At 41.3% G+C, this 16,214-nt stretch carries 20 protein-coding genes; 10 read left to right on the top strand and 10 right to left on the bottom strand.

What is annotated here, in order from left to right; all coding sequences use genetic code 11:
* Window positions 1–180: 180 nt before the first annotated feature.
* Together MusilaSJ_RS06150 and MusilaSJ_RS06145 are read left to right on the top strand one after the other, a co-directional pair.
* On the top strand, window positions 181–750 hold the full coding sequence (locus tag MusilaSJ_RS06150) for an RNA polymerase sigma factor (RefSeq protein ID WP_091168005.1): 570 nt from the start codon (window positions 181–183) through the stop codon (window positions 748–750).
* A gap of 12 nt (window positions 751–762) precedes the next feature.
* The gene (locus MusilaSJ_RS06145) at window positions 763–1,854 is read left to right on the top strand and encodes a S1C family serine protease (protein WP_274989167.1); all 1,092 of its coding nucleotides are present in this window, start codon (window positions 763–765) and stop codon (window positions 1,852–1,854) included.
* A 264-nt stretch (window positions 1,855–2,118) separates the two neighbouring features.
* On the opposite strand, the gene MusilaSJ_RS06140 is transcribed toward MusilaSJ_RS06145, so the two are convergent.
* The 3 genes from MusilaSJ_RS06140 to pdxH form a co-directional block, all read right to left on the bottom strand.
* Window positions 2,119–3,243 carry an NADH-quinone oxidoreductase subunit D gene (locus MusilaSJ_RS06140; RefSeq protein ID WP_274990440.1) on the bottom strand — a complete coding sequence of 375 codons (1,125 nt, stop codon included), beginning with the start codon at window positions 3,241–3,243 and terminating at the stop codon, window positions 2,119–2,121.
* Window positions 3,244–3,507: 264 nt separating this feature from the next.
* Entirely contained in the window at window positions 3,508–4,005 is a 498-nt protein-coding gene (locus MusilaSJ_RS06135; RefSeq protein WP_274989166.1) for an NADH-quinone oxidoreductase subunit C, read from the bottom strand.
* Complete coding sequence (pdxH, locus tag MusilaSJ_RS06130) at window positions 4,002–4,649, bottom strand: pyridoxamine 5'-phosphate oxidase (RefSeq protein ID WP_274989165.1); 648 nt, start codon at window positions 4,647–4,649, stop codon at window positions 4,002–4,004. Before pdxH ends, MusilaSJ_RS06135 begins: the two co-directional genes overlap by 4 nt.
* Window positions 4,650–4,757: 108 nt before the next feature.
* Here pdxH and MusilaSJ_RS06125 point away from each other — a divergent pair, with 108 nt between their 5' ends.
* Window positions 4,758–5,321, top strand: coding sequence for a YqgE/AlgH family protein (locus tag MusilaSJ_RS06125; protein ID WP_090524850.1), 564 nt, complete (start codon window positions 4,758–4,760; stop codon window positions 5,319–5,321).
* Window positions 5,322–5,477: 156 nt separating this feature from the next.
* On the opposite strand, the gene purE is transcribed toward MusilaSJ_RS06125, so the two are convergent.
* The 4 genes from purE to MusilaSJ_RS06105 all read right to left on the bottom strand — a co-directional run bounded on the left by purE (window position 5,478) and on the right by MusilaSJ_RS06105 (window position 8,121).
* Entirely contained in the window at window positions 5,478–6,002 is a 525-nt protein-coding gene (gene purE, locus MusilaSJ_RS06120; RefSeq protein WP_274989164.1) for a 5-(carboxyamino)imidazole ribonucleotide mutase, read from the bottom strand.
* Window positions 6,003–6,015: 13 nt separating this feature from the next.
* Complete coding sequence (locus MusilaSJ_RS06115) at window positions 6,016–6,366, bottom strand: four helix bundle protein (RefSeq protein WP_274989163.1); 351 nt, start codon at window positions 6,364–6,366, stop codon at window positions 6,016–6,018.
* A gap of 160 nt (window positions 6,367–6,526) precedes the next feature.
* Window positions 6,527–7,666: a 5-(carboxyamino)imidazole ribonucleotide synthase gene (locus MusilaSJ_RS06110; RefSeq protein ID WP_274989162.1), complete on the bottom strand. Its 1,140-nt coding sequence runs from the start codon at window positions 7,664–7,666 to the stop codon at window positions 6,527–6,529.
* A 65-nt stretch (window positions 7,667–7,731) separates the two neighbouring features.
* Complete coding sequence (locus MusilaSJ_RS06105; RefSeq protein ID WP_274989161.1) at window positions 7,732–8,121, bottom strand: hypothetical protein; 390 nt, start codon at window positions 8,119–8,121, stop codon at window positions 7,732–7,734.
* Between the two features lie 429 nt (window positions 8,122–8,550).
* On the opposite strand from MusilaSJ_RS06105, the gene MusilaSJ_RS06100 reads away from it, so the two are divergent.
* The gene (locus tag MusilaSJ_RS06100; RefSeq protein ID WP_274989160.1) at window positions 8,551–9,432 is read left to right on the top strand and encodes a glycosyltransferase family protein; all 882 of its coding nucleotides are present in this window, start codon (window positions 8,551–8,553) and stop codon (window positions 9,430–9,432) included.
* Window positions 9,433–9,921: 489 nt separating this feature from the next.
* Here MusilaSJ_RS06100 and MusilaSJ_RS06095 read toward each other — a convergent pair whose 3' ends face one another.
* Window positions 9,922–11,136, bottom strand: coding sequence for a BaiN/RdsA family NAD(P)/FAD-dependent oxidoreductase (locus MusilaSJ_RS06095; RefSeq protein WP_274989159.1), 1,215 nt, complete (start codon window positions 11,134–11,136; stop codon window positions 9,922–9,924).
* 64 nt (window positions 11,137–11,200) lie between these two features.
* Between MusilaSJ_RS06095 and MusilaSJ_RS06090 the strand changes: the two genes are divergently transcribed.
* Genes MusilaSJ_RS06090 through MusilaSJ_RS06075 form a run of 4 tightly spaced genes read left to right on the top strand, consistent with a single transcriptional unit; the run spans window position 11,201 to window position 13,652 of the window.
* Window positions 11,201–11,743, top strand: a complete 543-nt coding sequence (locus tag MusilaSJ_RS06090) for an NADH-quinone oxidoreductase subunit A (RefSeq protein WP_274989158.1) — start codon at window positions 11,201–11,203, stop codon at window positions 11,741–11,743.
* Complete coding sequence (locus tag MusilaSJ_RS06085; RefSeq protein ID WP_274989157.1) at window positions 11,736–12,215, top strand: NADH-quinone oxidoreductase subunit B; 480 nt, start codon at window positions 11,736–11,738, stop codon at window positions 12,213–12,215. Before MusilaSJ_RS06090 ends, MusilaSJ_RS06085 begins: the two co-directional genes overlap by 8 nt.
* 28 nt (window positions 12,216–12,243) lie before the next feature.
* Window positions 12,244–12,696, top strand: coding sequence for a DoxX family protein (locus MusilaSJ_RS06080; protein ID WP_274989156.1), 453 nt, complete (start codon window positions 12,244–12,246; stop codon window positions 12,694–12,696).
* Window positions 12,697–12,743: 47 nt separating this feature from the next.
* A complete protein-coding gene (locus MusilaSJ_RS06075) occupies window positions 12,744–13,652 on the top strand; it encodes an alpha/beta hydrolase (protein WP_274989155.1) in 909 nt (302 codons plus the stop codon).
* Here MusilaSJ_RS06075 and MusilaSJ_RS06070 read toward each other — a convergent pair.
* Window positions 13,630–14,262 (bottom strand): hypothetical protein, encoded by a 633-nt coding sequence (locus MusilaSJ_RS06070; RefSeq protein WP_274989154.1) that lies wholly within the window; start codon window positions 14,260–14,262, stop codon window positions 13,630–13,632. The genes MusilaSJ_RS06075 and MusilaSJ_RS06070 overlap by 23 nt on opposite strands.
* A 100-nt stretch (window positions 14,263–14,362) precedes the next feature.
* On the opposite strand from MusilaSJ_RS06070, the gene MusilaSJ_RS06065 reads away from it, so the two are divergent.
* Together MusilaSJ_RS06065 and MusilaSJ_RS06060 are read left to right on the top strand one after the other, a co-directional pair.
* A complete protein-coding gene (locus MusilaSJ_RS06065) occupies window positions 14,363–14,848 on the top strand; it encodes a hypothetical protein (RefSeq protein WP_274989153.1) in 486 nt (161 codons plus the stop codon).
* Window positions 14,849–14,859: 11 nt separating this feature from the next.
* Entirely contained in the window at window positions 14,860–15,393 is a 534-nt protein-coding gene (locus MusilaSJ_RS06060) for a GNAT family N-acetyltransferase (RefSeq protein WP_274989152.1), read from the top strand.
* Between the two features lie 67 nt (window positions 15,394–15,460).
* Here the strand turns inward: MusilaSJ_RS06060 and MusilaSJ_RS06055 are convergent, their stop codons facing one another.
* Window positions 15,461–16,039 (bottom strand): fasciclin domain-containing protein, encoded by a 579-nt coding sequence (locus MusilaSJ_RS06055; protein WP_274989151.1) that lies wholly within the window; start codon window positions 16,037–16,039, stop codon window positions 15,461–15,463.
* Between the last annotated feature and the right edge of the window lie 175 nt (window positions 16,040–16,214).

The raw sequence follows: 16,214 nt of genomic DNA, 5'->3' as shown, positions 1-16,214 counted from the left end.
AGATTTGCCTGCATAGTTTTTAACATTGGGTTACCTTGTTTACCTGCCGGTATTAAACATTAATTAATGCTGTACACAATTGTTACACGCAATAAAATGTAATGCTAATGTTATTAATTTATTTTAGTTTGATTTTTTTTGATAATAGTGGGTTACAATTTGACCTAAATAGTATTAAGAGTGAATAAAGACTTAAAAGCTTCGGCTCCAACAGATAGTGAAATAGTTCTTGGGATACTTAATAATTCGGAGGTAGTGCTGAAAAGGCTCTATACAACCTACTTCCCGATGATATTACAGTTGATCATCAACAACAATGGCGATGAGGATGACGCGAAGGATATTTACCAGGAAGCCATTATCGTTCTTTACAATAAGATTAAAGCGGGTGATTTTGAGCTGAACAGTAAGCTTAAAACATATATATATTCAGTTTGCCGGCGGCTTTGGCTTAAAAGGCTGAGCCAAATGAACCGATATGGCGGTGATATCAGGGATTTTGAAGAACACCTGCCCGTTGAAGAAGAAATTGACAACCATAACGACAGGGATATCCAGTTTGGTAAAATGGAGAGTGCGCTCCAGTTATTAGGTGAACCCTGTAAAACCATTATGGAAGATTTTTATATAAAAAACAGATCAATGCAGGAGATCTGTGAGCGGTTTGGTTACACCAATGCGGATAATGCCAAAACGCAAAAGTACAAATGCCTGCAAAGGCTGAAGAAATTATTTTTTCAGCAGAAATAAGGAGATCAAGAGATGAGTGATAACCAACTAACTGAATTTATTGAACGGTACCTCGACGGTAGCATGACCGCCGAAGAACGTGTTCAATTTGAACTGCTCCGCAAAAACGACGCGGCTGTTGAAAGTAAAGTTACCGAACACATTAAATTTATAGGCTTATTGAAGCAATACGGCGAACGCCTTGAGCTTGAAAACCGCTTAAACGCCATTCACGATGAAATTGATGTTCATGCACTGAAGGAAGAAGTAATGATCCATCCGGTATGGATTGTACGTATGTGGCGTAATCATCATTCAAAAATATCGGTTGCCGCTTCAATTGCAATCTTTGGTGTTTTAACTATCCTTATCCTGACAGGCAAGCTGAATAATGATAAATCAAAATATCAGCAGTTGAGCGAAAAGATCAACAACATGGAGAAAACCGTTGCTCAGATAGGCCATGGACGTACTCCGGTAAAACCCAAAGCAGCTACGCCACCAGCCAATTTCAGGGGTACCGGTTTTGCACTTACATCAAATGGTTACCTGGCCACAGATTACCATGTGATCAAAAATGCTGATTCGGTTTATGTGCAGAATGCCGCGGGCGAATCATTTCATGCTAAGGTTATTTATACCGAGCCACAGTATGATCTGGCTATTTTACAGATCAATGATCCATCATTTAAAAATCTTGGCCCTATACCCTATAATCTGAAAAGGGCGGAAGGCGATCTTGGAGAGAGCGTATACACACTCGGTTACCCGGCCGATAATATGGTTTATGGGGGAGGTTATTTAGCATCAGCAGCAAATTATTCGGGCGATACTACCGAATATGTAATTTCTGTTCCGGTAAACCCTGGTAATTCAGGGGGACCCTTACTTGACGAAAAAGGAAACGTGATAGGTGTGATTACCGCACGGCAAACCCAGGTTGCAGGTGCATATTTTGCAAAAAAATCAACTTACCTGTTAAAGGCGATACAAAATATTCCAACGGATTCGTTGTCGAAAACGCTCAATTTGAACACAAAGAATAAGTTAGCTGGATTGAGCCGTACTCAGCAAAGTAGCAAGCTCAAAAACTATGTATTTATGGTTAAAGTGTATAACCAGTAATCATCATTAGCCCACTCAATAAAAATTAATATATTAAAATGAGAAGAGATGCCGTGAGGGGTCTCTTTTTTGTTTGTCTGAACCGGGATTTGGGTGGATTTTTGGGATGAGCAGGATAATGTTTCTGAACTCGATTAAACAGGATTAACAGAATGCAAGGAGAGGTCGATTAATCCAAATAATTTGTTTAATTCCAATTCTTCAGACAATATCAGGATATAAAATCCTGTCCATCCCAAAAATCAGCCCAAATCCCGGTTCAGATTACCTGTCCACTTCGCCCAAAACAAAGTCGATAGAACCTACTATCGCTATCAGGTCGGCAATTAATACACCCTTGGATAACTCCGGCAGTACCGAAAGATTATTAAAGCTTGGTCCGCGGGATTTTACACGGGTTGGGATCTCTGATTTGCCGTCGGTAATAAAATAAAAGCCAAGCTCGCCTTTGGCGCCTTCGCAGCGTACATAATAATCCTGTGCTTTAGGAATAGTTTTGCGGGGCATTTTAGCACGGGGATCAAAATCAGGTGTGCGTTTCAATTCTTTCTGCAAACGGTCAAGGCATTGTTCAACTATTCTTAATGATTGCTCAATTTCATCAACGCGTACCTTGTACCTGTCCCAGCAATCGCCAACTTTGCCCATCAGGCCCTGGCCAATCGGGATTTCAAAATCAATTTCAGGGTAGGCCGAATAATTATCAATCCGCCGCAAATCCCATTTTAAGCCCGATGCGCGTAACATTGGGCCCGAGCAGCCATAGTTAATAGCTACATCAAGCGGCAAAACGCCCACATTGGCTGTGCGCGAAATAAATACCTGGTTGTCGGTAAGCAATTGGTTTAGCTCAACCATTTTAGGTTTAAAATACTCCACAAAATCCCGGCAACGTTCTTCAAAACCAACCGGCAGGTCGTAAAATAAACCGCCTACCCAAATGTAATTGTATAGCATACGTGAGCCCGATGCCCACTCCAGCATCCCCATAATATGCTCCCTGTCCCTGAAACACCACAGGAAGGGGGTAAAGGCGCCTATGTCAATGCCGTAAGTGCCAATGGCGATCAGGTGCGATGCTATGCGGTTTAGCTCGCAAACCAGCACGCGGATGTATTCAACACGTTTAGGGATCTCCTTGTCAATACCCATCATCCGTTCAACACCCATTACAAAGGCGTGGCTGTTGTTCATCGAAGCCAGGTAATCCATCCTGTCGGTAAAAGGGATGGTTTGCTGGTAAGTTAATGATTCGGCATGTTTTTCAAAGCAGCGGTGCAGGTAACCGATATGGGGGATCACCTCTTTTACTATCTCGCCATCGGTAATTAATTCCAGGCGCAAAACCCCGTGAGTTGAGGGGTGTTGCGGACCAACATTAAGTACCATATCCTCAACGCTGGCCCCGGCTATCTTTTTATTGTACCTAAGGAGTGCTTCTTCGTATTTGGGGTTTGTAATGACCAATTTTATATCCGGTTAAATTTATATCCGGTCATATATTGCTTGGGGTATATAGCCGGCTACCAAAAATCAGCTTTTTTTTTCATTTATGAGCTACTATCGCTGTAAAAATGAAGTAAACAAAGGTGTTATTTAACAGCATATCTTAGCTCATTTCGATCCGTTAATGCCGGGAAAGTTTATTTGAGGTTAATCTATCCTGATGCCTTTATAAAATTCGGCGTTCCGGTAATCTTTCCGTAAAGGGAAACCTTCCCAATCGTCGGGCAGTAAAATCCGGCGAAGATCAGGGTGCCCTTCAAAGTAGATCCCCAGCATGTCATAGGCTTCGCGCTCATGCCAATCGGCAGTGCGGTAAACAGAGCTTACGCTTTTAAATTCGGGCAGTTCAGCGCTTTCTTTTGGATGGCCTTTGCTTATTTTTAAAGTAAGTTGTGTTTTATAAGGGATTGATGCCAGGTGATAAACCACGCCATAGCGGTTTGTTTCGTCATTATAATGCACACCGCTCAGGCTCGACAAAAAATCGAAATAAGTTTTAGGATTGTTCCGCAACTCCAGGCACACAGCTGTAATATCATCAGGGTTAATTAACAAGGCGGGTTGCAGGCCGCCTGTTTCTTCGCCGGTAATTACGGTATCACCAAGTTTTTCGGTGAGCAGGTTTTTAATATCATCAAAACTCATGGTGCAAGGCGTACTTTTTTCCAGGTTTTTTTATCGGTTTTTTTATACAGGATGCGGTCGTGCATGCGGCTTGGCCGGCCTTGCCAAAACTCAACCAATTGCGGGTTTAAGATATATCCACCCCAATATGATGGTTTAGGCACTTCCTTATCAGCGTATTCGGCTTCCAGTTGGTTCCATTTTTGCTCCAATGCATCGCGGCTTTCAATTTCCTGGCTTTGGGGCGATACTATCGCGCCAACCTGGCTCCCTTTAGGCCGCGAATGGAAATATTTTTCAGATTCTTCCTTGCTTACCTTTTCGATAGTACCTTCAATACGTACCTGGCGCTCAAGGCCGCCCCAAAAAAATGTTAACGCGCCCTGGGGGTTTTTGGCTATCTCTTTGCCTTTGCGGCTTAAGTAGTTGGTAAAGAATATAAAACCGCCTGTATGAAAGCCTTTTAAAAGTACGATACGTGCCGAAGGTTTACCGGTTACGGTGGCAGTTGAAAGCGTCATGGCGTTGGGTTCATGCAATTTTGCCTCCAAAGCTTCGTTAAACCATTGTTCAAACTGTTTAATAGGATCGCCCTTAGTGCTGTTTTCTGATAGCGTAGAGGCACTATAGTCCTGCCTTAAATTTTGTATTTCCTGCTGATTCATTTTGATGCAAACTTACAAATTAATTAAACCGTATATAATGATGTAAATCATTATTCATAATTGAACATATTTTTACTATGCTTGTTACGTATTTAAACGCTAAACTTTATGCTTAGTCCAATAGCGGCCGCGGCAGGCCATTTACTCATTTCGGAACCGTTTATGATGGATCCGAATTTCAGGAGGTCCGTAATCATTTTAACAGAATACTCTGAAGAAGGAGCTATGGGCTTTATCCTGAACCATCAAAGCGAGTATTTATTGGGCGATGTACTGCCTGATGTATCATACTCCGAAATGCCTGTTTACGAAGGCGGCCCTGTAGCAAAAAATACATTGCATTTTATCCATTGTGCCCCGGACAAAATAGAAGGCGGCATTGAAATAGCCGATGGCCTTTACTGGGGCGGTGATTTTGAGCAGGTGAAATATTTAGTATCCAATTACCAGTTAAGCACCGAAGAAATTAAATTTTTTGCCGGATACTCCGGTTGGACACCGCAACAGCTTGATGAAGAAATAAAAGATGATAGCTGGATAGTAACAGATAAATTTGATATAGAAACACTGTTCACCCTTGATGAACAAAATCTTTGGCGCCAGGTGGTGATCAGCCTCGGCCAGCGCTACGCCCACATTGCTAATTTTCCTGAAAATCCGGCGTTGAATTAGTGGCAGCTTTTAGTTGCAGCAGCAGTTTTTAATAGCAGTTTGTAGTTTTTAGTAGCAGTAAATAATAAAAGGGCATGTTCATAAACTTGCCCTTTACTTCCTATAATCTGATTGCTGCTGCAACTGCCACTAACAACTGCCACTGCAAACTGCCAACTATTCTTCCCCTTCCATTTCCCTTGCCGACTCTTCAACTTTCTTTTTAAGGTTTTCTTTAAAATCGATAAGGTTTTTCACCAGGTACTCATCTCCTGTTGACAGGATCTGCGCAGCGAGGATCCCCGCGTTTTTTGCAGCGTTTAAAGCTACAGTGGCTACCGGGATGCCGTTTGGCATTTGTAATATGGATAGGATGGAATCCCAGCCGTCGATAGAGTTGCTTGATTTTACAGGTACACCAATTACCGGCAGGTGGGTTAATGAGGCTACCATACCCGGCAGGTGGGCTGCACCGCCGGCTCCGGCGATGATCACTTTTATACCGCGATCGGCAGCGGCACGGGCGTAGCTGAACATCCTATCGGGTGTGCGGTGGGCCGATACTACGGTTATTTCGTAATCAACGCCTAATTCGGCTAAAACATCAGCGGCATCCTGCATTACATTTAAATCGGATTTGCTGCCCATTATAATGGCGACTTTTGGATTATTGTTGTTCATAGTTGATGGTTCATAGTTCATGGTAAAAAGGCTTTTAGATGGAGTTTTTTAGCGCGGTTATCATTTTTACCAATACTTCATAATCGTTATATAGAACTTTAAAATTTTCTTCTTTAATATAATTTCTTCTTTTGGCAATGAATAGGCAACTCACTACTTCAATAGCAGATCTTAAGGAATAACCTAAAAATATCTTAAAAACTGCTTTGCTTTGCCCGGTTGATCCTTCAGCTATATTCAGAACAACGGAATCAGCTGCGCGTTTTATCTGTGATGTTAAAATATAAATTTCTTCTTTGGGAAATGTTTTTGTTAGCTGATTTATTTGTTCGTCCAAATCCATGGCCTTCTGCCAAACCTGAAGATCCTCAAACCTAAATGCCATTTGTTCTGCTATAAACTATGAATTATAAACTATAATCTATGAACCATGATCTATGAACCATGATCTATGAACTATGATCTATGAACTATGATCTATGAACTATGAACTATGAACCATGATCTATGAACCATGAACCATGAACTATGAACCATGATCTAAACTAACTAACTACCTTCAAAGTTTTCTGAACAAATCTTGCCTTTTCAATCGCCTTTTCTCTATCGGCATCTACAATAGTAACGTGCCCCATCTTCCTAAATGGTTTAGTTAAAGCTTTGCCGTAAAGATGAATATATACCCCCGGTACTTTCAATATTTTTTCGATACCCTGGTAAATAGCGGGACCTTCATAACCGGCCTCACCTAAAACGTTCACCATAATGGCGTTGTTAAGGCAGGCTGTATCGCCCAAAGGCTGATTAAATATCGCCCTTAAATGCTGCTCAAATTGTGATACCACATTGCCCTCAATGGTTTGGTGACCACTGTTATGCGGACGCGGTGCAAGCTCATTCACCAGGATGCGGCCTTGCTTGTCTAAAAACATTTCAACCGCCAGTAAACCTACTATTTTAAGGCTGTCGGCAATTTTTTTGGCTATTTGTTCCGCTTTTTGTTGGATGGCGAATGGAAGGGTAGAAGGAGCGATCAAAAACTCCACCAAATTTGCCTTAGGGTTGAACTCCATTTCAACCATCGGGAAAGTGCTGATCTCGCCGTTTTCATTACGGGCCACAATTACCGCAATCTCTTTTTCAAAATCTATCCATTGCTCAATCAGGCTTGGCTCTTTAAAGGCACCGGCAAGGTAACTTTCGTCAATTACTTTATATACACCTTTGCCGTCGTAACCATCTTTACGCAATTTTTGGATATACGGAAATGGGATTAAACTTTGCTGAAGCTGCTGAGGTGATGATATGATCTGGAAATCGGCTGTGGGAATATCGTTTTCTTTGAAAAATTGTTTTTGCAAGCCTTTATCCTGGATCAACCGGATAATACGCGACTGCGGGTAAACCAGTACGCCCTCTTTTTCCAATTGTTCAAGGGCGTCAACGTTTACCTTTTCTATTTCAATGGTAAGCAGGTCGACAGTTTTGCCGAAATTGTATACCATTTCGTAGTCACCCAATGAACCTACAGTAAACTCATCACACAGCTTACGGCAAGGGGCTTCGCGGTCGGGATCAAGAATTTTAACAGTAACATTATAGTTTATGGCTTGCTGTATTAGCATACGGCCTAATTGTCCGCCGCCTAAAATACCCAGTTTTAAATCTCCGTAAAATGCTTTCATATTTGAAGATGCAAGTTTAGCCTAAATCTTTCAAAAAGCCTATAAATGCTTTAAACAACAATAGCTTAACGACGTTTTTTGGTCATTAGATAATAGAAAACGCTGTGTACTACTATGAAACTGATTGCTGTAATAAAGTAAAGCGTTTTGTTTTCGGGGTTTAGCTGTAAACGGAAAGCGGTAATAACAAATACAACGGCGCCGGAAAAATAAAGCACCAGCCTTATAGATAGATTGTTGTAATACGCCGGGTTGGCTAAAAACAAGGCAGGGAGCGACATGATAAAAATGATAATATTAAGAAAGGCTACACCTTCAGATATAGAAGGCAATATCGCTTTTAGATCTTCGCCTACACCTTTATGCAGAAGTGCATAATAGATACAGCTTGCTACTATAGATATGATTACCGAAAAAAGAAAAGTTTTGAAAAGTTGCCTGGCGAGTGCCTTCATAGTGATATTTATTGATATGGGTTACCGCTGATGCGGTAGTATATTTTTATTTTGTGCAAAGTAACGCATCGGTAGGCAAAATGCGTTAATCCCAATGTCACAAATTGAAAGTGTCTACAATCTCCTAATCTTAAAAGAACGATATTTTGAGCCCAGGAAAATCGCTTTTAAAAGGTGTTTAAGTATTGGAGGAGAATAGATAAGAAATTTTCAAACAAATTTTTGCGAATTAATCGAATTACACAAATTTCAAATCGACATCAATGAAAAATTCGTGTAATTCGATTAATTGTGACCGATTTAAAAGTCAATTCGTGTGAAAATTTTTACTCCCTTTCTATTCACAGATCTGCTCATTTTATAAAGTGATTTCCCTTGCTTTGATTCTATCCTGAAATCTTGATTCTCTTATCTATCTTTACGCCGCATATGAAAGTATCCGGTTTTACCTTTATCAGGAACGCTGTACGTAATGATTATCCCATTGTTGAGGCCATTACATCCATATTACCGCTTTGCGATGAATTTATTGTAGTAGTAGGTAACTCCGATGATGGTACCCGGGGATTGATCGAGGGCATCAACTCGCCGGGTATAAAAATCATTGATTCGGTTTGGGATGAATCATTAAGGGAAGGCGGAAAGGTTTTCGCTGCCGAAACAGATAAGGCTTTTGCAGCTATATCGCCCGATGCCGACTGGTGTTTCTATATTCAGGGCGACGAAGCGGTGCATGAAAAATATCATCCGCTTATTAAAAAGGAAATGCGTGAAGCGTTAAATAAACCCAATATTGAAGGCTTACTGTTTAAATACCTGCATTTTTATGGCTCATATGACTATTACGGGCATTCAAGGCGCTGGTACCGCCGCGAAATTCGCTTGCTCAAAAATATTAAGGGTATCCACGCCTATCGCGACGCGCAGGGCTTCAGACTTGAGGATCGGAAGATCAACGTAAAACTAATTGATGCTTATATTTATCATTACGGTTGGGCAAAGCCGCCGCAAGGACTGAATAACAAGGTGCGTAACTTTAACCAGTTTTATCATGATGAAGACTGGATGGCACAAAACCTGCCCGAAACCTATGAGTTTGATTATGGTAATGCAGATCGCCTGATCCGCTTTACCGGCACACATCCGGCACCCATGCAAAAACGCATAGCCGCTACCAACTGGAATATCGATTTTGACTCCAAAAAACTAAGGGCTGGTATGGACTTCCGCCGTAAGGCACTGCAAAAGATTGAAGACCTTACGGGATGGCGCGTTGGTGAGTACAGGAATTATAAGATAGTGGAACGGTAGATAATAAATGCTATTAAAAATAGGTATTTACACTCATAACTTTGGTGGCGCTATTTTGTCAGCGATATTCCTAACCGGCGCGGTCAATATCAAAAAAATCAAAAAAAGCTTAAAAATAGGCTAAATAAAAATGGTGCTTTAGCTGGTATGTGAAACCGGAAGCGCTTACTCCTTAAAGTTTTAATTGTTGATAGTTAGATATTTAACAGTGTTTCGTGTAAAATATTATGTATTTGATAATCAATGTGTTTCATTTTTAAAGCGTTCCGCGTTTTCACTCTCAAAAAATGGAACAGTCCTCTTTTTTAAAAAAGAACGCCGGGCTTTTTTTTATTTTTTTTGGAGAATCAAAAAATTGGGACACCCGATTTGTTACAATTGCAAAGAGGATTTTATTGGCCTGGTATCACTGAGCATAGACATCAATGTGGTGGGTTAGCTTGTAGAATAGCATCGACGAAATCAGCGCGATCACAAAAAAATCAACGGTCATATGTTCTGCGCAATGACAAAACCGCTTGCCCAGGCCCATTGAAAATTATAACCGCCCAGCCATCCGGTAACATCCACACATTCGCCGCCAAAAAACAACCCGGGTACCTTCTTAGCTTCCAATGTTTTTGACGAAAGTTCATCTGTAGCTACACCTCCGCGCATTACTTCGGCTTTATCATAGCCTTTATCCCCGGCAGGTTTTACCTTGAAATCATGAATGAGGGTACTGATATTTTCGATATCGGTTTTGGTGAGTGATGCCATGTTTTTTTCGGCGGGGAGTTTGTCGCTCAAAGCCTCGGCAAACTTGCGAGTATATAAAGATGCGATGTATGCAAGCAGCATTTTTTTGCCGTTGGTTTCCTTTTCCTGTTGGATCAGGCCGGCAATATTTTGATTGGGCAGGAGATCGATGTTAATGGATTCTCCTGGTTTCCAATAGGAGGAGATTTGTAATATGGCCGGTCCGCTGAGGCCCCAGTGGGTAAACAGGATGTTTTCTTCAAAGCTTGCCCTGTCATTCCAAACACGACAGAAAATACTATTGCCTGATAATTGCTCATACCAGGGCTGGTCTTTGCCGGTAATGGTAAGGGGCACCAGGGCAGGGGCGGTCTCGGTAATTTTTAAACCGAAATTGCGCGCCGTTCGGAGTCCGAAATCGGTAGCACCCATTTTGGGGATGGGTAAACCGCCGGCAGCCATTACTACACTGGCAGCGCTTATATACTCCTGTTTGCCGTTAACTTCGGCCCGAACTGTAAAACCATCGTCAGTTTTTTCTACCATTTTAACTTCGGCATTTACCCAGATCTCCTGTCCAAGGTCATCGCACAGGTTAGTGAAAACTTCAACTACATCTTTGGCCTTGTCACTTACCGGGAAGAGCTGGCCGAGCGTTTTTTCTTTACCGGAGATGCCATAAGTTTCAAAAAAGCTGATGGTATCATCAACTGTCCACTGCGAAAATGCTGATTTACAGAAATGTGGGTTTTGCGAAATAAATTGCTGATCGGTAGCGTAAAGGTTGGTATAGTTACAACGCCCGCCGCCACTGATGAGGATCTTGGCGCCAACCCGGTCGTTTTTTTCAAGTACCAGTACCCGCTTGCCTAAAAAGCCTGCTTGTACGGCACACATGAGGCCGCATGCGCCTCCGCCAATTATTATAGCGTCAAAATCTGTTTGTTTTACTAAATTTGTACTCATGACGGATGTTTCGCAAATATCAGAATTTGGAAAGATACTCATCTTTATTATTACTGGGATAATAATGGTGTGCGTGATATTTTTTATCAACAAACTTTTAGCCCCCAATAATCCCAATGCCGAAAAATTAAGCTCATACGAATGTGGCGAAGAACCAACCGGTAATGCCTGGTTACCCTTTAATCCCCGCTTTTATGTGATAGCGTTGGTTTTCCTGCTTTTTGATGTGGAGATGGTGTTTATTTTTCCCTGGGCAACCGTATTTGGCAGTCATGAGCTTGCAGCACAAGACGCACGCTGGGGCTGGCTTTCACTTGTCGAAATGTTTGTGTTTTTGGGTATCCTAATCATAGGTTTGGTATATGTTTGGCGCAAAGGGGATCTGGACTGGATTAAGCCAACTCCCGTTGTACCGTATACCGATGTACATATCCCGCCATCATTTTATGAACAGCTAAACCAGGAGCAAAGCAAGTTTACAGTAAAAGCTTTCAACGCTGATACCGTAGCTACCGCTGCAACTGCAACTGCTCCTGCAACTTCATCAACCGAGCCTGCACGTAAACCTATGTTTAAACCCGCCTTTAAAAAGCCTGCAAATGAATAACGATATAACAAGTGAGAACGGTGTAGTGATAACTAAAATGAACGACCTGCTTAACTGGGCACGTTTGTCATCATTATGGCCGCTCAGTTTTGGTATAGCCTGTTGCGCTATTGAAATGATGGGCTCCATGGCTTCTACTTATGACCTTGACCGTTTTGGTGTTTTCCCGCGTCCGTCCGCCCGGCAGGCCGACGTGATCATTATTGCCGGTACAGTAACCTTTAAAATGGCCGAACGTATTAAACGGCTTTACGAGCAAATGCCCGAGCCTAAATATGTGATCTCGATGGGCTCATGCTCTAACTGCGGCGGCCCATACTGGCAGCATGGCTATCATGTGGTAAAAGGTGTTGACAGAGTGATCCCGGTTGATGTTTATGTACAAGGCTGCCCGCCAAGGCCGGAGGCCTTAATTGGCGCTATTTTAGAACTACAGAAAAAGATTGAAGGCGAACAATTGATAAAAGCCTGATACCCGATACTTACTTTATTTAAGCCTTATGAAAGTCCTGCTCGTTCTCATCATAAGTTTTATACTTACGGCCGTTATTTCCCGGCTTTTTATTGATGATTGGAATATCATGCTCAGTGGCAATGTAGCCATGATGCTGATGCTTTGGTTTGCCTCATTAGGGCATTTTATGTTTACCAAAGGGATGGTCATGATGATGCCTGCATTTATCCCTTTTAAAGGGACTTTGGTGTATTTAACTGGTGTAATGGAGATAATTCTGGGCCCTTTGCTGATTGTTAATGCCACAAGGTATACTGCAGGCATTATTTTGCTTGTTATGTTTGTGGTAATGCTGCCTGCTAATATCAACGCTGCCATGAAGCACGTGAATTTCGAAAAAGCCACTTACGATGGCAGCGGTACCGGTTACCTGTGGTTTCGCATTCCGTTGCAAATACTGTTTATTGCCTGGATATTATATTTTTCGATAGGGATTTAGTTGTTGATTTTTAAGGATATGGATTATCTTTAAACAATTAACCAATTATGAAAAAGATAATCCAAAATCTGCTGATCAGTTTGATAAGTGCTTTATCTGTATCTGCTTTCGCACAAACATCAAGTCCTAAACAGCCATTTTTTCCAAAGGGCACCATATTGTATGGTGATGTTAATTATGCCGGCGATACTTTAAAGAAACATTTGCTGGATATTTACCTGCCGCCGACGGCAAAAGATAGTTACCCGGTTATTATCTGGATCCATGGTGGCGCCTGGATGCTGAATGATAAATATGCCGATATGGGCTATATGCAGAAAACCGTGCAGGGTTTTATTGATAACGGTTATGCTGTGGCATCTATAGATTATCGCTGGAGTACCACCGCTCCATTCCCGGCACAAATTCAGGATTGTAACCAGGCTATTGAGTTTCTTTATCAAAACACATCAAAATATAAGCTTAACAAAGATAAGTTTGGGGTGATTGGTTTTTCGGCCGGAGGGCATCTGGCATCGTTACTTGCTTTATCCAATAACAATAATGTTAAGGAGTTTTATCCTAACGGAAACAAACCTCATTTTAAAATAAAACTTGCGCTTGATTTTTATGGGCCGTCAAACTTCCTGTCGCTCAAAGGCACAGATGTTAACGATCCTAAAAGCCCGGTTAACCTGCTGCTTGGCGCTTATGCTATCGACCGGCCCGATCTGGCCAATATAGCCAGCCCGGTTACCTACGTTGATAAAAACGATCCGCCATTTCTCATTGTTCAGGGCGAAAAAGATGAATCGGTCAATTACACGCAATCGGTTTTGCTAAGTTCATACCTTAAACTTGCCGGTGTTAAAAATGAACTTATTATTGTACCCAACGCGCCGCACTATGGGGTGATGTTTGACTCTGAAGAGATCAGGAAAAGGGTGTTTTATTTTATGGATGAGTATCTGAAGTAGTTTCCTCGCCAGAGTTTTGGTACTCTTTCATCAGTGTTTTTAAAAGGGATTGCAAGGCAAGCGCATTCCAATCGTGCATGAAATTGTAGCCTTTTTGCTGGCTTTTATTTTGCTTATTATAAACCATGAAATAGGTAACATAGTTACTAAGACCTATTTCAGTATATGGTAATAAATTTTTATTATCCCAACTAATGCCGCTTTCATTAAATGCCATTCCGAAAAATTCAAAGTTTTCACCATTTTTATGCCGATAGTAATGACTGAGGTAATGATGTACGAAATAATAGTTCCATAGGTTATTCACTATATCCCTCCAGGCCTTTCTGTAAACCTTTTTACGGAACCCATAGTAGCTGCTGAATTTTATGACGATGCTTTTTTGATGTTCGGTTTTAATCTCAATAAAATAATGCCGGCCAACAGTGAATGCATAACCTGTAATAAATTTCATTCCGTACCTAAAAGCTGCCAGTTCATTAGAATAAATAAACAGAGGGGTTTCGTTGTGCGAACTTTCAACAGCTACACCTTCTTTACTTATCACAATCTTCCTGTAAAGGTCGTTGCTTAATAGTTTAGGTATGTCAACAGTGAAAGTATCATGCATGCAACTAAAATAAGCAATGTCTGCTTATCCTTTCGATAAAAAGTTCATTACACAAACAGCTTTTTAAACAATAATTTTATGTTTGGATAAAATTTCTCCCATGTTAAAAAAAGTAAACCCGAAGAAGAAAAGTAAACTTGTCAATATCCTGTTCGCCGGGTTTATAACGGGTACACTTGATGGACTCGCAGCCATGATCCTGAACTATAAAATAAACCCTGGTGTTATTTTTAAGTTTATTGCCAGCGGCGCTTTCGGACCGGCGGCTTTTGCAGGTGGGGCTGAAATTATAGTTGCCGGGGTTGTTTTTCATTATGTGATCGCTTTTATATTCAGCGCGGTGTTTTTTCTGCTTTATTCCTTCTTTTATAATGGCTTGCGCAATAAATATTTCGTAGCTGTTATTTACGGGATAGCTGCCTGGATCATCATGAATTTGGGTGTTGTGCCGCTGAGTAAAATAACCATGAAGCCGGGATATCATATCCCGGTAAGTACTATTCTGATCGGGATGTTAACGCTGATAATTTGCGTTGGTTTACCCGTAGTTTTCATTGCCGATAGGGAAAACCAGAAATCCAAATAGTTATGATGGGAATGCATATTTTAAATACCGACCGTTTGGGCTTGCGCGGATTACTTGAGTCGGACGCACCGCAAATATTGGCTCTCCGCTCCAATGCCGAAGTGAACAAACACCTTGACCGTGCTGCTAATACCACTGTTGATGAGGCGCTATCATTTATTAAAAAGATAGAGGCTATAGTGGGTAATAACGAAGGCTTTTATTGGGCTATAACCTTAAAAGACAAGGATGAGCTGATAGGAACCATTTGTTACTGGAACCTTAATGCTGCCAATAAAAGTGCAGAAATAGGTTATGAACTCCACCCTGATTATCAGGGGCAGGGCTTTATGCAGGAAGCCATTTCAGCGGTTTTGGCCTTTGGTTTTAATGATCAGCATTTTGAATTGATAACTGCCTGCCCGAAGCAAGGGAACGAAAGTTCCGTGAAGTTATTGAAGAAAACAGGTTTTTCGCTTACGGGAGATTTTACAGATGCGGAAACTGGCAGCACATATCTCGATTTTAGAATGAATAAAGCCGATTACTTAAAAGGCCTGTCATAAATGGAAAAACCCGGCTTTAATAACCGGGTTTTTCGTGGATTTAAAATTTAAACAAAGTATTTTGTGATTAAGGCATCATTACGCCATTAATACCGTGTACAACACCGTTGCTTGCCTCTGTATCAAACGCGGTAACCAATACAGCATTGCCTTTGGCGTCGGTGATCTGCAAATTGCTTTTATCGTTTACGGATAAATGCAAAGTTTGTCCGTCGATGGTTTTCAGATCGGCTTTGCCTTTACCTGCACCTAAGGCTTTAATGATATCGGTTTTGGTGTATTTGCCCGCTACTACGTGATATTTCAATATAGGGGCAAATTTGGCCGGATCCTTCATCAGGGCATCAAATTGTGCTTTGGGCAATTTGCTGAAAGCTACATCATTGGGGGCAAATATGGTGAACGGGCCGGGTGCCTGCAATGTTGGCTCAAGCTGAGCTGATTTTATTGCAAGGGCCATTGGCGCGTAGTTAGTTGAGGTTGACATCACACCAACCACATCGCCTGAGGCGGCAGTTGATGTTGCAGGAGCAGCAGTTGCTTTAGTAGTATCCTTTTTGGTTGTATCCTGTGTTTGGGCTATTGCCTTGTTTGACAAAAAACCAATAGCTAACGAAGCAACGGCTATTAAAACTGACTTTTTCATGTTCATCTTTCTTTCTGTTTTTTTAGTGAATTAAAATGTAATGAGTAGTCGTTTTTATCGATATAAATTAATTAAGAGTTATTTATTTGGTGAATTACTATAGTTTAATAACTTTTAATTACGCAAAATAGTTTTGATTTATTAATATTTGTGCTTAAACATGTGATGTTCAGGA

Origin of the sequence: Mucilaginibacter sp. SJ, from assembly GCF_028993635.1 — a bacterium.
In the GTDB taxonomy this organism is placed as follows: Bacteria; Bacteroidota; Bacteroidia; order Sphingobacteriales; family Sphingobacteriaceae; genus Mucilaginibacter.
The sequence above is the reverse complement of the archived record's forward strand: the minus strand, read 5'-3'. Positions and strand labels throughout refer to the sequence as shown.